This window comes from Leptolyngbya sp. GB1-A1 (genome assembly GCF_039962475.1).
Taxonomy (GTDB): Bacteria; Cyanobacteriota; Cyanobacteriia; order Elainellales; family Elainellaceae; genus Leptolyngbya_A.
The window spans coordinates 67,524-85,086 of the sequence record NZ_JAMPLI010000007.1 but is presented as its reverse complement, the minus strand read 5'-3'; the positions used below and the strand labels follow the sequence as shown (position 1 = coordinate 85,086).

The following is a 17,563-nucleotide window of genomic DNA, read 5'->3' as shown; positions in this document are numbered from 1 at the left end:
GCTAGGGCAGAATGCAGCGATAGATATTTCTGAGTAAGCTCAAAAATAAGTTAAAAGGAGGAAGCCTACACCCCCTTTTACTCAGACTATTCATTGTGCTTAGCCTATCTACTAAGTGATAGTGAAACATCATAAGTTTGGCGGATGTTCCCCTCGCTGGAGGATTGCTAATTTGAAATTAATTTGAACTAGCTAAGCGATTCACAAGGGTACTGCCGTGCCATTCTATCAACCGAACAATTTGCCACCTGTGCTGCACGAGGAGAGCTTGCAGTGCTTTAAGTTTCTGATGGATGGTGAGCTGCATGACGGGCTGCAATACAACAACGAATTGTTTTACCGAATTTACAAGGCGAATGCAGACGATCGCAATAAGCTATACCAGTATGCTCTTCAGCTCTCGCCGCGGGAAGCGATTGTGATTACGATTAGCAAATCTAGCTCTAGCCTTTGGATCAGTCTCCGTAGTTCCAAAGCAGCACTTCGCCTCAGGAGAAAAATTGTTTGGTCTCCTCAGGTTCTGTCCCCTCAAGCTAAAGCTGTACCCCAGGCGATTGTTGAAATGGTTGCCAAGCAAAGCGAAGAGGCGACGCTTCCCTCGTTTGCTCATACCACTGATTAAGCTCTCTTTTTAAGGCAATTGATCTTCAAAGGACCTGATCAAAAAGGACCTGATCAAAGAGTTTGATACGCCTCCATAGGCAGGCAAGAACAAACCAGGTTTCGATCGCCGTAGGCATTATCAATTCGCGCCACTGCTGCCCAGAATTTGTTTGCTTTCGTCCAGGCAGTTGGGTACGCTGCGCGTTCCCGCGAATAAGGACGTTCCCAAGTATCCACTAGCAAAGCTGCGGCAGTGTGAGGCGCGTTTTTAAGCAAATTATTGTCGCGATCGACTTGACCTGCTTCAATTTCGCGAATTTCTTCCCGGATTGCAATCATGGCATCGCAAAAGCGATCGAGTTCTTGCAGAGACTCGCTTTCGGTGGGTTCGACCATGACTGTACCCGCAACGGGCCACGAAACGGTCGGTGGGTGGAACCCGTAGTCAATCAGCCGCTTGGCAAGGTCATCCACTTCAATGCCTGCGGATTTCTTGAACTGGCGTAGATCGAGAATGCACTCGTGTGCCACCAAGCCATTCTTGCCTTTGTAAAGCACCGGATAGTGACCCTCCAGCCGCTTTGCAATGTAGTTCGCGTTGAGAATTGCGACTTCGGTAGCCTGGGTCAGCCCCCGATCACCCATCATGGCAATATACATCCAGGAAATGGGCAAAATGCTACCGCTGCCCCAGGGTGCTGCCGAGACTGCGCCGATTGGATTGCGCTGGGAGTCGCTGAACATTTCCACCACCGCATGCCCTGGCAAAAAGGGAACCAGATGCGTCTGGACACCGATCGGACCCATGCCCGGACCGCCGCCGCCGTGGGGAATACAAAAGGTTTTATGCAGGTTCAGGTGACACACATCCGCACCAAAATCTGCTGGACGACACAGCCCAACCTGCGCGTTCATATTCGCCCCGTCCATATAAACCTGTCCGCCGTGGGCATGGACAATCTCGCAAATTTCGCGGATGCCTTCCTCAAAAACACCGTGAGTCGAGGGATACGTCACCATTAACGCCGCCAGGTTTTCCCCATGCTGCTCCGCTTTCTGGCGGAGGTCGCCGATATCGATATTGCCTTCGCTGTCGCAGGCGATCGGCACAACTTTCATGCCTGCCATGACTGCGCTTGCCGGATTGGTTCCATGCGCCGATTCAGGAATCAGACAAATTTTGCGGTGTCCTTCGCCGCGCGACTCATGATACTGACGAATCACCAGCAGCCCGGTATATTCCCCCTGCGACCCGGCATTGGGCTGAAGCGAAATTCCGGCAAATCCTGTGATCTCAGAAAGCCACTGCTCTAATTGCCGAAACATGATCTGATAGCCCTCTGTCTGATCGATCGGCACAAACGGATGAATCTGTCCAAACTCTGCCCAGGTAATCGGAATCATTTCCGAAGTGGCGTTGAGCTTCATCGTGCAGGAGCCGAGTGGAATCATGGCTGTGGTCAGCGACAGATCCTTCGACTGAAGCCGATAGAGATACCGCAGCATCTCGGTTTCCGATCGATAGGCACTGAAGACGGGGTGGGTGAGGTAGGGGGTAGTGCGAGGGAGAGAGGAGGGGATGGGGGAATGAGCAGACGGGCAGACGGGGGGATGCAGGGACGACGAGAGGGGGGGGAAGAGAGCCAAGAGATCGGTGAGGTCTTGGGGGGTCGTGGTTTCGTCGAGGGTAATGCCGATCGCGTCTGTACCAATTTTACGGAGGTTGATTTGATGATCGATCGCGTTTTGAAAAATGACAGCTTGCTGACTGCCAACTTCGATGCGAAGTGTATCGAAGAAGGTTTCACTGACGATGTAGCCCTGCTGCTGAAGTTGGGTAGCGAGGTGAGCGGTCAGGGTGTGAATGCGATCGGCGATTTGCTTCAGCCCTTCGGCTCCGTGGTAGACGGCATACATTCCGGCAATAACGGCGAGGAGAACCTGAGCAGTGCAAATGTTGCTGGTGGCTTTGTCACGGCGGATGTGCTGCTCACGGGTTTGCAGGGCCAAGCGCAGGGCGGGTTGTCCGAGGGCATCTTTGGAAACGCCGACGAGTCTACCGGGAATTTGTCGCTTGTGTGCTTCTTTTGTGGCGAAGTAAGCAGCGTGAGGTCCGCCATAGCCTAGCGGTACGCCAAATCGCTGAGTGCTGCCGATCGCGATATCGGCACCAAATTCACCAGGTGGCTTGAGCAGGGTGAGGCTGACAAGATCAGCAGCGACCGTTACCAGTGCCCCGGCTGCGTGAGCACGATTCACAAATTCCTGATAATCAAAAATTGTGCCGTCCGTCGCCGGATATTGCAAGAGAACGCCAAAAATGGGGGAGTCAGGGGAATTAAATTCAAAGGTGCGGTGGTCGCCCACAATCACTTCGATTCCCAGGGGCAGGGCGCGGGTTTTTACAACATCGATCGTCTGCGGATGGCAGAGTTCTGACACCCAGAAAGCGTTCGCTTTGCCTTTGTGTAGCCCGTAGCTCATTGCCATTGCTTCGGCGGCGGCAGTCGCTTCATCAAGCAGCGAGGCGTTGGCAATTTCCAGCCCGGTCAGATCGATCACCATCGTCTGAAAGTTGAGCAAAGCTTCCAAGCGTCCCTGAGCAATTTCGGGCTGATAGGGAGTGTACTGCGTGTACCAGCCGGGATTCTCCAGAATGTTGCGCTGAATCACCGGGGGCGTGATGCAGTTGGCATAGCCCATGCCGATAAATGATCGAAAAATTTTGTTTTTAGAAGCGATCGTCTTCAGGTTTGACAGTGCTTGTGCTTCGCTGCGCGGCTTGCCAATTTGCAGCGGACGCGCCAGCCGAATCGAGGCGGGAACTGCCTGAGCAATCAGGTGAGCCAGCGACTCAAATCCAAGTAGAGCCAGCATTTGCTGAATTTCAGCATCGCGAGGTCCAATGTGACGGGTCTCGAAGTCCGCAGGCAGATCCGGGAGCGCAGTACGGGCTTTCCCATTCTTCGCAGGGGCAGGCTCCGCTGCAATGTTGCCGTTGGACTCGATTTCAGACGCAGATTGGAGGTCGCGATAAAAGGCTGACGACATAGCAAAGAATAGGGCAGGGAATGGGATAGACAAGCGGCGAATAAACTGGCAGTGCGGAAGATTGCCCAAAAGGCTCATCAAACCGATGAGTGAGGTCGATCGCTTCTGCAACATTCTGCAACAAATATAGCGCAGGGAGCCAGGAGCCGTCTGCCAGAGAGCTACTCGCCCTCAACCTGGGCGCGATATGCGTCGGCGGTCATTGCATCTTCTAGCTCAGCGGCATCGTTGATTCGCACTTTCAGCATCCAGGCTTCGCCATAGGGATCATCGGACAGTTGCTCTGGGGTATCTAGCAGGGGATCATTGCGTTCCAGCACCGTTCCTGAAACTGGAGCAACCAGATCTTCAACCGCTTTGACCGATTCCACCGTACCAAATGCTTCGCCCTTGGTGAGTGCATCTCCAACTTCCGGCAATTCCAGAAATACGATGTCGCCGAGCTGATCGATTGCAAAGGCAGTAATGCCGATCGTGGCAACATCCCCATCAAGGCGGGCGTACTCGTGCGAGTCGCGATATTTCAGGTCTTCAGGATAGTCGAATGCCATAGGTTCCCTCTTCAGCTTCCTCGTAAAACGAAAATCGAGTCGTTCAAAAACTAGCACTACAATTAGCAATACAACTTGTGTCTGGCAAGCAGCACAGACACCATCCAACCTTACCCTAGAAGTATTGAATCCGTGGAGGGGTAGGCTGGAATTGGCAATTCCTGTTTCGAAGCATTGAGCCTGCGATCTTCGCATCAGTGCCTGCTGTTTTCGTGCATCACGTTTAGAAAAAGTTTATGGGCGTTCGCTATACCTACACCTATGGCAGCTTTCAGCTCTGTCATGGCAAAGCGTTTCCGTTTGGAGCATCGGTTGTCCCCGGCGGGGTGAATTTCTCGATTTACTCAAATCATGCGACTGCTGCAACCCTGGTGCTGTATCACAAGGGAGCCGCCGAACCCTTTGCTGAGATTCCCTTTTTGCGAGAGTTTCGGCTGGGCAACGTGGTGAGTATGGTCGTGCTGGATCTGGACTACGAAGATCTGGAATACGGCTATCGCATCGATGGTCCCTACATTCCGCGAGAAGGGCATCGGTTTGACTTCAGCAAGATTTTACTTGACCCCTACGCTCAGGCGATCGGTGGACGGGGAGTCTGGGGTGCAACGCCGCGAACCCAGGATCTCTATCCCTATCGCGCCCAGATTGCGACCGAGGATTTTAACTGGGAAGACGATCGCCCGCTCGAAATTCCTACCGAAGATCTGGTGATTTATGAAATGCATGTCCGGGGGTTTACGCGCCATGCTTCGTCGGGTGTGACCGCAGACAAACGGGGAACCTACGCCGGGCTGATCGAGAAGATTCCCCATCTGAAGGATCTGGGGGTAAACTGCGTCGAGCTGATGCCGATTTTTGAATTTGACGAGCTGGATAATCCCCGTCTCAATCCGCTGACAGGCGAACGATTATTCAACTACTGGGGGTATAGCACGATCGGGTTTTATGCACCCAAGGCAGCCTACGCCTCAGTACCCGGTCAGCAAGTCAATGAACTCAAAAACCTGATTAAAACGCTGCACCATCACGGCATTGAAGTGATTCTGGATGTCGTGTTTAACCACACCGCCGAAGGCAACGAGCAGGGGGCAACCATTTCGTTTCGCGGGCTGGACAACAAAACCTACTATATGTTGGCTCCCGATGGCAGCTATTACAACTTCAGCGGCTGCGGCAACACGCTCAACTGCAACCATCCGGTCGTGCGAAACTTTGTGCTGGACTGTTTGCGCTACTGGGCATCGGAATATCACATCGACGGCTTTCGGTTTGATCTGGCTTCAATTTTGGGACGTGCACCAAACGGGGAGCCGCTGATCAATCCGCCGCTGCTAGAAATCCTGGCTTATGATCCAGTGCTGGCAAAGTGCAAGCTGATCGCGGAAGCATGGGACGCAGGCGGTTTGTACCAGGTGGGGTCGTTTCCGCGCTATCACCAGCGTTGGGAAGAGTGGAACGGCAAATATCGCGACGCAATGCGAAAGTTTCTTAAGGGAGACGGTGGAGTCAGGGAGATTGCGCTGCGGCTGCAAGGTTCACCCGATCTCTACGCGAAATCTGGCGGGACGGTAGACAGCTCGGTGAATTTCATCACGGCACATGATGGGTTTACGCTGGTAGATTTGGTGTCTTATAACGAGAAACACAACGAGGCAAACGGCGAAAACAACCGGGACGGCGCAAACGACAACGAAAGCTGGAACTGTGGTGTGGAAGGCGTGACGGCTGACCCCGATATTCTCAATCTACGCCAGCGACAAATGCGAAACGCGATCGCCCTCCTGATGATGAGCCAGGGCATTCCCATGATTCTGATGGGTGATGAAATGGGTCGATCGCAGCAGGGCAACAACAACACCTACTGTCACGACTCAGAGCTGAACTGGCTCAACTGGAATCTGCTGAAAAGCAATCTGTCGTTCTTCCGCTTTGTGAAAAACTGCATTGCCTTTCGCCACGCCCATCCCATGCTGCGAAATCGGCAGTTCTTTACCGGGGAAGACTACATGGGCTATGGCTATCCCGACGTTAGCTGGCACGGTGTCGAAGCCTGGAAGCCAGACTGGGCAGATTACTGCCGCACGCTCGCCTTTCTGCTCTGCGGTAAATATGCCAAAGGCGGCACTGAACCCGATGATTTCATTTATGTGGCAATGAACACGCATTGGGAACCCCATTCCTTTGAGTTACCCCAACTGCCGATCGGCTTTAAGTGGCATACGTTTGTGAATACCTTTGCGAAATCACCGCAGGACATTTACGAACCTGGAACGGAACCGCCGATCGTGAATCCGAAGCAGATTTTCGTGGGAGAGCGAGCGATGGTGGTGTTGGTGGGGAGGTAGGAGGAAGTAAGGAGAGGCGTCGAAAAGTCTCTTACTAAACTTGATTATTTTTAATATTGCTTAGGATAATGTAATGATTGGTAACCGTGAATCAGGAGTTTTTCCGTGGCAGGATTTATTGGATTTATTAAGGGCTTATTTCGTTCTAAGCCGAAGGTTGAAGCCGTTGAATTACCTGCAACCGATGCCCCTCAACCGCAAAATAAAGCCGGTGTGTACTATCTCTCACCCGATGACGCCAGAACCTATGGCAATGTGGAATATATGCGATCGGTAAAATCGATTCGCCGTACGTTTTCGAAAAAGAAAGTCGGCGAAGACAATGAAATGATTCGCACGATTTCCGCACTGGAAATGCAAAAGGCAATGCAAAACGGTCAAGCTGTGCCGATGCAGCCCAGGTCAAATGGAACCGCGAATGGGGCGACGAATAGCTCGGTCAATGGCGCATCTACTCCGGCTCCTAAAGCAGCTGAAACTCCCACAAATACTGAGCGTCGTCGGGCAGATGGCGACATGGATATGTTTCGTAATATGGCACGCGATCTGAAAAAACGCTAATCTTCCGTTGCGGGAAACCTTCTAAGGTAATCTGAAAACTGGAGCGTTCATTAACGAGGAGTCACCCTTTGGAACGGACATTTCTTGCTGTAAAACCCGACGGTGTGCAGCGTGCGATCGTTGGCGACATCATTCGTCGTTTTGAAACCAAAGGCTTTACCTTAGTAGGGTTAAAGCTTGTGAAACCCAGTCGAGAACTCGCAGAACAGCATTACGGTGTCCACCGGGAAAGACCTTTTTTCGCTGGACTGGTCGAGTTCATCACTTCGGGTCCAGTTGTAGCAATGGTTTGGGAAGGCGATGGTGTGATTGCGGCTGCCCGTAAACTGATCGGCGCAACCAATCCGCTAAACGCTGAACCTGGTACGATTCGCGGCGACTACGGCGTCAGCATCGGACGGAATATCATTCACGGCTCTGATGCACCCGAAACTGCACAGCAGGAGATTAGCCTCTGGTTCAAGGACGAAGAACTGGTTTCTTGGCAGCCGACGATCACGCCCTGGCTGTACGAATAGGGTTGCTTTAATCTAGTTCTATTGATTCTGGCAGTTTTTCCAAAATTGATTGCTTAGAATCAACATTAAATACCCCCTTTCCGATTCACAGGCGAGGGGGTTTATCATGCGGCAGGTTGTCAATTTGCTTATCTTCTTTTGCCTATCCAGTGTGGCGTTGGCAAAATCCGTCATGATAGACAAGATCGATCGCTTTATTCGCTATGACTGAAAAGCCGTATAAGCTGCTGTTTGTTTGCCTAGGAAATATCTGTCGATCGCCTTCTGCCGAAAACGTCATGAATTACCTGATTCGGCAGCGGGGGCTTCAGGAGCAGATAATCTGTGACTCGGCTGGCACTTCGAGCTATCACATTGGTAGTTCGCCCGATCGCCGGATGACGGCTGCTGCTGCCCGACGTGGGATTGTGCTGGAAGGACGCGCTCGCCAGTTCAAGCCGCGGGATCTGGAGGAGTTTGATTTAATTTTGGCGATGGATAAGGACAATTACGCTGATATTTTGTCCCTTGATCCAGAAGGAGCCTATCACGACAAGGTAAAGCTGATGTGCGACTTTTGCCGTCATCACCGCGATCGCGAAGTGCCCGACCCCTACTACGGCGGCGAGTCAGGCTTTAACGATGTAATTGATTTGCTGCTCGATGCCTGTGAGGGATTGCTCGCCCAGATTACTCAGCCAGATTTCCAGCAGAAATTCTAAAAATCAGGCTCTTTTCTTAGCTTTGCGATAACGGATAAACCAGACGATCGCCCCTACCGCAACTACAAGCAGCGCAATCTTGGAAACCGGGGCCAAATACTCCTCGACGAGCGTATAGTTATCGCCCAACACATATCCGGTAAAGGTCAGCAGGGATACCCATGCCAGCGTTCCTAGCGTTGAAAAAATTAGGAACGGTGCAAGTCGCATTTCGCTAAAGCCTGCGGGCAGGGAAATCAGCGTACGAATCCCGGGAACCAACCGCCCGAAGAAGACTGCCTTTGTGCCGTGGCGATAAAACCAGTGCTGCGATTTAGTTACTTCCTCTGATGAAATGCCCAGCCATTTGCCGTGGCGATCGAGCCAGCCTTTGATTCGCTCTTCGCCCAGGATTTTGCCCAGGTAATACCAGGGAATTGCGCCCACCATCGTGCCCACGACTCCGGCAAGCACAGCGGGAACAAAGCTCATTTTGCCCTGAGCCACCGTGAATCCGGCAAGCGGCATGATTAGCTCAGACGGAATTGGCGGAAACAAATTTTCCAGGAACATGAGCAGCGCGATTCCCACATAGCCGAGGGAATTCATAGTGTTCGTAATCCATTCAGCCATGAGCAGGTTCCTTTTTGGTGCGACGATAGCGATCGTATGAAAAAGGGCAGGCAATCTGCCCACCCCTTGTTTAGCGATTCACATTCACAAATTAGGTTCCGGACGTCCAGGAGTTGATGTACTCCGTCTGTTCTGGCGTGAGCGAATCAATCAAGATGCCCATTGCCTGAAGCTTCAGCCGTGCAATTTCCTGATCTACCTCAGTCGGAATCGAGTGCAGACCCGGCTCCAGATTGCCCTTGTTCTTGACCAGATATTCGCAGGCAAGTGCCTGGTTTGCAAAGCTCATATCCATCACCGCGCTGGGGTGCCCTTCAGCGGCTGCCAGGTTCACCAGACGACCTTCGCCCAGCACAACGACCGATTTGCCACTCTTTAGGCGATACTCTTCTGTGAAGTTGCGAACGACTTTCACTTCGTTTGCCATCTCCTGAAGCGATTTCAGATCGATTTCAATATCAAAGTGACCGGAGTTGCAAACGATCGCCCCATCTTTCATGGCGGCAAAATGCTCACCGCGAATGACGTGCTTATTGCCCGTAACGGTGATAAAGATATCGCCCTGAGCCGCCGCTTCGTTCATCGGCATCACGCGGAAACCATCCATTACCGCTTCGATCGCCTTAATCGGGTCAATTTCCGTCACGATCACGTTTGCGCCCATCCCTCGCGCCCGCAGTGCCGTTCCCTTACCGCACCAGCCGTAGCCTGCCACTACAATGGTCTTGCCTGCCAGCAGAATATTGGTGGCGCGGACGATGCCATCAAGGGTCGATTGACCTGTGCCGTAGCGGTTGTCAAAGAAGTGCTTGGTGTCTGCGTCATTGACGTTCATCGCCGGGAAGGTAAGAACCCCGTCCCGGAACATGGCACGCAGGCGCACAATTCCCGTCGTGGTTTCCTCGGTTGTGCCAATCAGGTCAGCAATTTGCTCCTGGCGTTCCTGGATCAGCGTTGCAACTACATCACTGCCGTCATCGATGATGATATTGGGGCGATGGTCAAGGGCAGTCCGCACATGGCGATGATAGGTTGCGTTGTCTTCCCCTTTGATTGCAAACACAGAAATTCCGTGATCCACGACTAGACTCGCCGCTACATCGTCCTGCGTCGAAAGCGGATTGCTAGCAATCAGCAGCGCATCCGCTCCGCCGTTTTTGAGGGCGATCGCCAGGTGAGCTGTTTCTGTGGTGACATGGCAGCAAGCAACCAGCCGAATTCCGGCAAAAGGCTTTTCCTGGGCAAATCGCTCCTGAATCTGCTTCAGCACGGGCATTTCGCGCCCTGCCCACTCGATTCTCTGTTTGCCTAAGGGGGCGAGGGATAAATCTTTAACGTCGTTTTTGACTTGAGTGGCTGTTGTCATGCGCCTCTTTGCAATTGTTTACGCGGGAAATCATCTTCACTAGCTTAACCGATCGATAGAGGAGAAATGTCTACTCATTGGACTTTGCGCTGGTCTGGCTCCTGGCTTTCAACGTTTCGAGATCTTGCCGCACCCGATCGAATCCGGCGACATTGTCTTGCGCTAGATACTGCTCGCTGGCTTGCAGTAAATCCCCGATCGCTTCATTAAGCTGACGCAGATTTGCCGTTGCCCGACCGCGATTATGGTACGCCTCTGCGAAACCAGGGTCAAGCTGAATCGCCCGCCGAAAGCAGTCGATCGCCTGGCGATATTGGTTCGCCCCAAAGGCAGTACAGCCTTTTTCAAACTGGAGTGCAGCCTCCTCGTTCAGGATGGGCGGCGGCGTGGGGCAAATCGCTTCTGCAAAAATGATTTCTAAACTGCCCCTTCCTCGATATGCCCGCACCATTGACCCCAGCCCAAAGGCAAAGATGAGCGTGATGAAGAGGAGCCAGAGGATGAAGGGAAGGGGTTCCATAAGGGGGAGTGGAGAAATGGGGCAAGGGTTGTGGAACGGGAAGTTTAGGGTGAGTCGCTTGTTTTTTAAGCGGATGGGGAAGGGTGAAAGGTTTGTGGGGGAGCCTTAGAGAGATCAACGCTAATTCGTCAAGTCTTCCCAATCCCATTCCTGCACTAAGCCCCTCATTCCCTCACCGTCTCCGCTTCCAGTCTCCTTCATCCTCATCAATGAAATCCCAATCTTCCTCATCTGAATTAGCCGCACGAGAAGGCGGAGGCGGAGAAACTTCTTCAGGATCAGGGCGAAACGGTGGGGTAATCACTCGAAACTCGGCATCGTAGACGCTGTTGCTGCGCGATGGGGGCGGTTCGTCTTCGATCGGTTCTTCAGGCGGACGATAGCTGTAAGAATAGACAGAACCCGATTGCGATCGGCTCATGGGCTGCTGATCAGTTTCAAACTCAGTGCGAGGCTCAAAGCCTTTGCGATAGGGGATTGGCTCGGCATCCGGAGGCGGCTGACGACGAGGAGCGTCTTCATAGCCCTGCCAGTCTTGCCAGGCGGGGTCTTCTCGATCGCGCGCGGGAGTTTGTGCGCCTTGGAAGGGGGTAGAGCGAGGGGCGGGTTCTTCCCAGTCATCCCAGGCAGCAGAATCCTGTGCTGGCGCGTCCCAATCATCGCTGCGATTGCTGGGCTTACGAGGAGTCGATCGCCCTGTTTCTGTCGAAGCGGCTGACCATCCTCCGGTGCGAAAGCGGCGAAAACGATCGCCGATCGGACGATTCTCCGGTCGAGGAGCCGCAGCAACCCGCTTCACCGGACGGGAGAGCTCGATTAAGCCTGCCATTACAATCGTTGTCAATGCGCCTGCCCCGATCGCCCCAATCACCCAAAAGGCAAGCGGAATCGCCAGGGTCGGGACTCCCAAAATGACCAGCGGCACAGGAGCCAGGTTTTGGACTGCAAAGAGGGCAAGGCTCCCCAGAATAGCAAGCAGGAGCAGGAGTCGAATCATGGGCAGGGTTTTGCTGAGCGATTTTGTCTCAAGTCTATCTTTCTTGAGGAAATTCCCTGCATTAAGAGTCGATGGGTTCGGCTTCTGCCACACCGCGTCCCTGCCATCGCTTAAGGGGAACGCAGTCTAGGTTGAACTGATCGAGGGCACGGGCAATCACAAAATCCACCAGATCCTCGATCGTCTGCGGATGGTGATACCAGGCAGGAATAGCAGGCACAATTCTGGCTCCGGCTTCGGCAACCGTGGTGAGATTTCGCAGGTGAATCAGGCTAAAAGGCGTTTCACGCGGCACAATCACGAGTTTGCGACCTTCTTTAAGCTGCACATCGGCGGCACGTTCCAGCAAATCGGCACTCAGTCCGGCTGCCAGCTTGCCCACGGTACTCATGCTGCACGGCAAAATCACCATGCCCAGGGTACGAAACGAACCGCTGGCAATATTGGCTCCCACATCGCCCCAGGGATGACAGCGCAGTTTGCCTCCGGTTTCAATCCCTGCCTGCTGTCGCCAAAACTGCTCTTGCTGAACTGGCTCAACGGGCATTCGGATCTGGTGTTCTGCCTGCCAGACCATGTAGGTCGATTTGGATGCGACTAGCTCGATCGCATAATCTGCCTGCAAGAGAAACTTGAGGGCACGCACCGCATAGATTAAGCCCGAAGCACCCGTTACGCCCAGAATGAGCGGCAGAGATGGAGAAGACGAAGAATTAGACACAGGAATTAGAAGTTGTTACACTTCTTCATCTTGACACTTCCAGGCGGTTCGAGGAGGAATCTTCCAGGGATGCTTATCCTCGTCATTCATATAATCCATGCTTTATCCTCTGCCCGATCGCGCCCTATTGTTCTCTTTTTTTCTCTTTTACTCTTCTAGCTCTGCTTCTTCTAGCTCTGCTTCTTCTAGCTCTGCTTCCAGTTCCAGCATTTCTTCCGGTAGCTCGGCTTCTTCAGCAGACACAGGCTCATCCAGTTCTTCTTCGGTTGCCTGACTACCGCCACCCACAGCCACCAGGTCAATCTGCTGACGATAGTAGTCCACGCTCTTGACCTGCACTTCGACGCGATCGCCCAACTTATACTGCTTGCGATTTTTGCGACCGACGAGCTTTTGCTGTCGCGATCGATATTCGTACCAGTCATCCTTCAGCGAACTGACGTGAACCAGACCCTCGACAAGCAGCTCTTCGATTTCCACAAAGAAACCGTAGGACTGTACCCCCGTAATCAGCCCGTGAAAGACTTTGCCCGTATGCTGCTGCATAAACTCGGCTTTTTTTAGCCCTTCCAGATCGGCTTCGGCTTCCTGCGCCAGCTTTTCCTGCTCGGTCAGATGCACGACAACGGCGGCAAATCTTTCTTCCAGCTCTGCCTGAAGGTCGGTAGGCAATACGTTCCAGGAAATTTTGCCGTGGCACGAACTGCTTCTCAGGTTAACCCGATCCTTCGATCGCGTGGTGCGTCGATCGCGTCCGTGTTCAAAGATGGCGTGGATAACGCGATGCACCAGCAGATCCGGGTAGCGACGCAGGGGTGAAGTGAAGTGGGCATAGCCCTTTTCTAGTGCCAAGCCAAAGTGAGGGCCCGGCATGGTGCTGTAGACCGCAGGCTTGAAGGTGGACAGGAGCAGATAGGTCAGCACTTTTTCGGTCTTCGATTCGGCAAATTCCTGCACTAATCGCTGATAGTCCCGCGAATGTACTGCGTCCTCCTGTGCCAGATGAGCATCAATGCCCATATTGCTGACTAGTTTGAGCAACTCCTGCACATCGCTAGGATCGGGAGTGCGGTGAACCCGGTAGATCGCTGGAACTTGCAGCTCGATCAGGTGGGAGGCAACAAGCTGATTTGCCAACAGCATCAGTTCTGTGACGATCGATCGGGCAGGCAGAAAGGCAGACACCACCATTGCACCCAGTGCCCCTTCGTCGTCGTACTGAAACTTGGTCGAAAGAAACTGGCTCAGTTCCGGGTTTGCCTCATCAGGAAAGACTTTTTCCGGCAGATTGAGGTCAAACGCACCCCGGTTGTGCCGCTGGGCACGAATCGCCTGGCTCAGCTTAAAGAGCTGATCGAGCATTTCAAACACCGCCTGGTATGGCTCTAGTTCCTCCAAAGGTGGGAGCGGATAGGCAGGAGGACGGGCAGCCGCCGCTTCGGGAGAGTCGTGCCGCTGCACGATCGCCTGCACTTGCTGATAGTCGAGCCGATGATCAACTCGGATCGCGGTGGGCTGAAGCTCAAACTCCTGCACCTCACCCTGACCATTCACACGAATCAGCACCGAAACTGCCAATCGGTCTTGCTCTGGAGCCAGCGAACAGGATTGATGCACCCGCTCTGGCAGCATCCGAATCACTTCATCGCCCAGATAAATCGAGGTGCCCCGTCGTCGCGCTTCGATGTCCAGCTCGGTGTCTGGCTCGATGTAGTAGGAGATATCGGCGATATGAATGCCGACCAGCCACTCGTCATCCCCAATTTTCTCCAGCGTCAGCGCGTCGTCGATCGCATGACCCGCCGTTTTGCCGTCGATCGTAATCGTGGGCAGATCGCGCAAATCAACCCGTCCTTTGAAGTCCGCTTTTCGCAGTTTGTTGGGCAACCCTTTGGCAGCTTGCAGCACGGCTTCGGGAAAATCACGCGGCAGATCGTGCTTACAGCAGACAATCACATATTCAGAAGCCGCCTGAGCGTCACTGCCCAGCACCAGCGCAAGCTTGCCTAACGGTGGATGGGAGCCAAGCGGATAGCGCACAATTTCCACGTGAGCCAACTGGTCGATCGCTTCCTCTAAATTCGTGCCGTTGGCTTTTAGCTCGACCTCAAATAGCAGGCGATCGTCGAGCGGCGTAGCTCGAAAGCTTTCTTCCGCCTGTTTCACCCGCGCCAGAATCGAAGAATTTGCCCGATCGAGAATCAGCCGCACTTCGCCTTCGGGACTGCGACGACGGGTTCCTTCTTTTGTAACTTTCACCAGAACGCGATCGCCATTCCAGGCGCTATTCAGGTGAGATTCGCGAATGTAGATATCTTCCGATCCTTCCACATCCTGAATCGCGAAGCAAAAACCTTTACTAGAGCAGCGCAGTTTGCCCTCGACCACATCGTCTTCAAAAATGCGGCGATATTTGCCCCGATCCTTCACCAGGATGCCGACCCGTTCTAAAGCATCTAGCACGATTTGCAGCCTGCGAATGCTCGCTTCATCCTTGCAGTTCAGCTTTTTTTCCAGTGCTTTCGGCGCAACCAGCTTATCGTCTGTAAAGTTTGCGAGTAGCTCGGCAATTGTGAATTCCATGTAGCGACTGATCCTCAATGGGGTGGGGGGTTCCCTAACCGGGTCAACCTGGCTAGCTGCATAGACCGTTCAGCAAGCAGCAGGTTTTAGTAGCTCGGTCTGGTGCGCCAAGCTCAGAAATCAGAATTTCCTGGAGGGCTCAGCCATTACCTGTTGCGCTTCAACCACTGCTCTCCACTCTGAACATTAGAGCGAATCACAGATTCTGCACTGATTTTGTACCGATCGACCTGCTCAGCCGGAAGGAAATCTCAAAAACTCATCTGCGTGAGCTTCGATCGATTTCATTTCTCGACTAAACCCTGGGTCGCGAAGTTTCACATTCAGACCGACTGCTTTCCGAGCCATCTTCCCTTTGCACTGCTACACTCCGTCCAGCTTTCTAGCAAGATGCCTCTAGCAAGATGTCATAGTTGCCGTAAAGCCAGATCGTTCAGGAGGCGTATCAGTAGAGTATGGAAAGCAAAACGGGAATTGAAGCGAGTGCTAAACTTGACCAATTTTTTGCACCAACTTTATTCTATGCACAATTTGCAATCGGAACATAGAGCGAAAGCAGAATTTTTAACGCTGCCCCGTCACGATATAAGCAACCCGCTTACCAATATTAGTGGCGTGGTCTGCCATTCGCTCTAGATGACGAATCACCAGCACCAGCAGCACGATCGGCTCAATAATGCCGGGTACATCCGTCTGGTGTGCCAGCAGGTTGTAGAGCGAAGCATAATCATCATCAACCGCATCATCTTTCATCTTAATATCTAACCCAGACTCAGCATCCAGGTCAGATAGCGCAGCCAGCCCCATCGCCAGCATTGCCCGACAGCGATCGAGCATCACTTTCACCCGCTCCATACAGGAATGCACCGGATAGGGAAACAGCTTAATTGCAATCTCGCCCAAATCTTCGGCGTAGTCTCCAATTCGCTCCAAGTCGCGCACAAGCTGCATCATTGCGCTGAGCAGGCGCAGGTCTTGCGTCACCGGAGATTGAAGTGCCATTAAGTTGACGCAGTCCAGCTCGATCTGGCGATAAAGCTGGTCGATTTGTTTGTCCTGAATTGCAATTTGCTGCGCGGCTTCCAGGTCACGATCGAACAATGCTCTGCGTGCCAGCCAGCAGGAATTTTCCACTAAAGCACCCATCCGCAGCACATCTCGCTGCACACGCCTTAGCTGACGCTCAAACTGAAGTCGGGTAGGTTTAGCACTTTCCAAGCGAGGATTTAACCGGGAGGGTAGAGTGAAATTAAAGTCAAACATATTTAGAACTGATGATGCCTCATCTTTTCGTGGCTTGCCACTTTAGAGAGGGGTATTTTACTAATACGGTTTGCTGTTAGGGATGGGTTGCACTGGACTGCGCTGGATTACACGCTCGTTTCTGTTACATCATGTGACAAATCATTCCGAAATGCAGTGATTTAGCCGACATTAATGTAGCGTTGGTCTGCGTTTACACTCGTAAACCGCGCCAATTTCGCATTGATCATCCCATCAATCTTCATATCAGGAGTCCTTTAGCTTATGTCACTATCGGATACTCAAGTCTATGTTGCCCTGGTTATTGCCCTCATTCCCGCTGTGATGGCATTCCGCCTGTCCACTGAACTGTACAAGTAAACAGAACAGTTTAATAAGACAGTAAACGGGACAGGGAAGCAGGGACGATTAGACGATCGTTACCTTGCCGAACAACCTGCCTGGAGCGCACACTGGTACTTCGGGTTAAATCTAAGCTCAATCTAAACTTCAACAGAGAGTTGTCTACGAGCATTCGTCTGCGATCGATTTTTTCGATTTCGGGATGAGGCTTTGGGATAGCTCTCTGTTTTGCATGAAGTGTCTTACTGAGTTTTGCATGAATGTCTTACTGAAAATGTTCTACACGATGCTTGAAAAGCATCAAACAAAAGGGCTGCATTGTTCCCTAAATTCCCAACTTCGGGAAACTTTGAGATACAAATCAGGGAAACTCGCTGGAATTCAGGTGAGAGAGACAATTTAGGTTTCAGGAATAACTTGTTAAAACAGCTGCTTATATTTAGAAACGCCATCGCTCCAGAAACTTAACCACACCTGATAATTAGTGCCTGTGCTTCACTTAATCCGTGTAATACGTATGCTTAGTACGTGGATAATTTTGTGTTTTGAGTATCACTGGAATTTAGTGCAAATGTATTAATTACAAGTAGTTCAAACGTATTAGATTATTCAAGCTAATGCTGTTTAAAGAAAAAGAACAAAAAAATATTTTTCCTGGCGAAATCAGTGCTAGAACTAAGCTAAAGTTAGGCTGCTGTCTTTATTTCTCCTGGTCGAGCGATCGAGAAAAGAGGCGATTGGTTGGTTAGTAATGTCTAGCCAATAAAGCTCAGATTAAATCTATCAAAAGGCATTGACCCTGTTAGAATTTCGCGCTTCAATGGGGCTT

15 protein-coding genes are annotated in these 17,563 nt (G+C 52.2%); 6 read left to right on the top strand and 9 right to left on the bottom strand.

All coding sequences use genetic code 11. The annotated features are described in order from the left end of the window. The first annotated feature begins 217 nt into the window (after positions 1-217). A complete protein-coding gene (locus tag NDI45_RS09860; protein WP_190793401.1) occupies positions 218-622 on the top strand; it encodes a hypothetical protein in 405 nt (134 codons plus the stop codon). 53 nt (positions 623-675) lie between these two features. On the opposite strand, the gene gcvP is transcribed toward NDI45_RS09860, so the two are convergent. Continuing rightward, positions 676-3,654 carry an aminomethyl-transferring glycine dehydrogenase gene (gene gcvP / locus NDI45_RS09855; protein WP_348247190.1) on the bottom strand — a complete coding sequence of 993 codons (2,979 nt, stop codon included), beginning with the start codon at positions 3,652-3,654 and terminating at the stop codon, positions 676-678. A 161-nt stretch (positions 3,655-3,815) separates the two neighbouring features. Continuing rightward, entirely contained in the window at positions 3,816-4,205 is a 390-nt protein-coding gene (gene gcvH, locus NDI45_RS09850; protein WP_190793403.1) for a glycine cleavage system protein GcvH, read from the bottom strand. A 236-nt stretch (positions 4,206-4,441) separates the two neighbouring features. Here gcvH and glgX point away from each other — a divergent pair, with 236 nt between their 5' ends. From glgX to NDI45_RS09830, 4 genes are all read left to right on the top strand, one after another. Further along, positions 4,442-6,550 carry a glycogen debranching protein GlgX gene (gene glgX / locus NDI45_RS09845; protein ID WP_190793404.1) on the top strand — a complete coding sequence of 703 codons (2,109 nt, stop codon included), beginning with the start codon at positions 4,442-4,444 and terminating at the stop codon, positions 6,548-6,550. Positions 6,551-6,655: 105 nt separating this feature from the next. Beyond that, complete coding sequence (locus tag NDI45_RS09840) at positions 6,656-7,111, top strand: hypothetical protein (RefSeq protein ID WP_199296717.1); 456 nt, start codon at positions 6,656-6,658, stop codon at positions 7,109-7,111. A 68-nt stretch (positions 7,112-7,179) separates the two neighbouring features. Continuing rightward, positions 7,180-7,629, top strand: coding sequence for a nucleoside-diphosphate kinase (ndk, locus tag NDI45_RS09835; RefSeq protein WP_190793405.1), 450 nt, complete (start codon positions 7,180-7,182; stop codon positions 7,627-7,629). Positions 7,630-7,832: 203 nt separating this feature from the next. After that, on the top strand, positions 7,833-8,330 hold the full coding sequence (locus NDI45_RS09830) for a low molecular weight protein-tyrosine-phosphatase (protein ID WP_348247189.1): 498 nt from the start codon (positions 7,833-7,835) through the stop codon (positions 8,328-8,330). Positions 8,331-8,333: 3 nt separating this feature from the next. Here the strand turns inward: NDI45_RS09830 and NDI45_RS09825 are convergent, their stop codons facing one another. From NDI45_RS09825 to phoU, 7 genes are all read right to left on the bottom strand, one after another. Beyond that, a complete protein-coding gene (locus tag NDI45_RS09825) occupies positions 8,334-8,942 on the bottom strand; it encodes a DedA family protein (protein ID WP_190793407.1) in 609 nt (202 codons plus the stop codon). Between the two features lie 91 nt (positions 8,943-9,033). Then, the gene (gene ahcY / locus NDI45_RS09820) at positions 9,034-10,308 is read right to left on the bottom strand and encodes an adenosylhomocysteinase (RefSeq protein WP_190793408.1); all 1,275 of its coding nucleotides are present in this window, start codon (positions 10,306-10,308) and stop codon (positions 9,034-9,036) included. A 70-nt stretch (positions 10,309-10,378) separates the two neighbouring features. Next, positions 10,379-10,828 carry a tetratricopeptide repeat protein gene (locus NDI45_RS09815; RefSeq protein WP_348247188.1) on the bottom strand — a complete coding sequence of 150 codons (450 nt, stop codon included), beginning with the start codon at positions 10,826-10,828 and terminating at the stop codon, positions 10,379-10,381. Between the two features lie 172 nt (positions 10,829-11,000). Further along, positions 11,001-11,825 (bottom strand): hypothetical protein, encoded by an 825-nt coding sequence (locus NDI45_RS09810; protein WP_190793410.1) that lies wholly within the window; start codon positions 11,823-11,825, stop codon positions 11,001-11,003. Positions 11,826-11,886: 61 nt separating this feature from the next. Further along, positions 11,887-12,546, bottom strand: a complete 660-nt coding sequence (locus NDI45_RS09805) for a flavin prenyltransferase UbiX (RefSeq protein WP_348247187.1) — start codon at positions 12,544-12,546, stop codon at positions 11,887-11,889. Between the two features lie 147 nt (positions 12,547-12,693). Beyond that, positions 12,694-15,129, bottom strand: a complete 2,436-nt coding sequence (locus NDI45_RS09800) for a ribonuclease R family protein (RefSeq protein WP_190793412.1) — start codon at positions 15,127-15,129, stop codon at positions 12,694-12,696. A 564-nt stretch (positions 15,130-15,693) separates the two neighbouring features. Then, a complete protein-coding gene (phoU, locus tag NDI45_RS09795) occupies positions 15,694-16,392 on the bottom strand; it encodes a phosphate signaling complex protein PhoU (RefSeq protein WP_348247186.1) in 699 nt (232 codons plus the stop codon). A 264-nt stretch (positions 16,393-16,656) separates the two neighbouring features. Between phoU and psaM the strand changes: the two genes are divergently transcribed. Further along, positions 16,657-16,752, top strand: coding sequence for a photosystem I reaction center subunit XII (gene psaM, locus NDI45_RS09790; protein WP_190793414.1), 96 nt, complete (start codon positions 16,657-16,659; stop codon positions 16,750-16,752). The last annotated feature ends 811 nt before the right edge of the window (positions 16,753-17,563 follow it).